The following is a 1,137-nucleotide window of genomic DNA, read 5'->3' on the forward strand; positions in this document are numbered from 1 at the left end:
GCAAGCCCGCTTGTGTCTTGAACCAGGCTTAAACTGAAGGTGAGAGCGGTGAGTGACAAGCTGAATGCCCGAAGTGCTTAAAGCACGTGTGGGAGCCCATGCTGTCACTCACCTCTCCACTCTGGTCATTGAGCCCGAACAGTTGAACGAGCCCACCTCGAACAGTTACAAGCGTGGGCCAAGCCAGAGCGCTCTCACCTTGAGTGTAAGAGGATTTGGCTATGTTTTCCTATCCAGCAGGTATTGATGTCTCCAGCGGTAGCCTCGAGATTCGGGTTGATCAACTGGATGTAGCGATGAGTTGTTCCAATTCGCAGAGTGATTTTCCTGGGTTAATTGGATGGCTAACCCTGCATCGCGTGGGTCGAGTGTTGCTGGAGGCCACTGGCGGTTACGAGCGCAAAGTCATGAAAGCGCTTCAAGCTGCGGGCTTTGAAGTCATACGGATCAACCCTTGCCGAGCCAAAAGCTTTGCCCGGGCTATGGGGCAACAAGCCAAAACCGATCCGATAGATGCACGCCTTCTTGCGCAGTTCGCAGCGGTCATCAAATCGCCCGATAGCCGGGTTACCAGCGCCGAGCAGGATGATTTGCGCGCCCTAGTCCAACAGCGAGAGCACTTTGTTCAGCAAAGAGATGACGACAAACGGCGGCTTAAAACGGCCTCCTCTGACGTGGTCAAGCCTGCGCTGCAGAGTCATATCGACTATTTGCAAAAAGTGCTGAAGGAGCTGGAAAGCCTGATCCGCCAAAGTACAGAACGTCTGGATCGTAAAAAAGTAGCCCTTCTGTGCTCAGTCAAAGGCATAGGACTTGTTACAGCGGCCAGCTTGATGTCCTATCTTCCGGAGCTAGGCGAGGTGGGTAGACATCAGATTGCAGCATTGAGCGGCACTGCGCCCTACAACGACGATAGCGGCAAGCACAAAGGCAAGCGTCATATCAGCGGCGGCAGGTTCGCCGCGAGGCGCTCACTGTATATGGCCTGTTGGTCAGTGATCCGGTTTCAGCCTGAGTTCGCCGCGCGATATAAGGCGCTGCGCGAGAAAGGAAAATGCGCCAAAGTGGCACTCATCGCGTGTATGCGTGTTTTGCTGGTACGCCTAAACGCAATGATCCGTGATGGATCTGAATGGA

The 1,137-nt window shown here is 54.1% G+C and carries 1 protein-coding gene; it reads left to right on the plus strand.

The genetic code is table 11. The features are described from left to right. Positions 1 to 221: 221 nt before the first annotated feature. On the plus strand, positions 222 to 1,137 hold a 916-nt coding region (locus BFP95_RS03425), incomplete at its 3' end, for an IS110 family transposase (RefSeq protein ID WP_065909265.1).

Origin of the sequence: Pseudomonas sp. 58 R 12, assembly GCF_900005865.1 — a bacterium.
Lineage (GTDB): Bacteria > Pseudomonadota > Gammaproteobacteria > Pseudomonadales > Pseudomonadaceae > Aquipseudomonas > Aquipseudomonas tritici.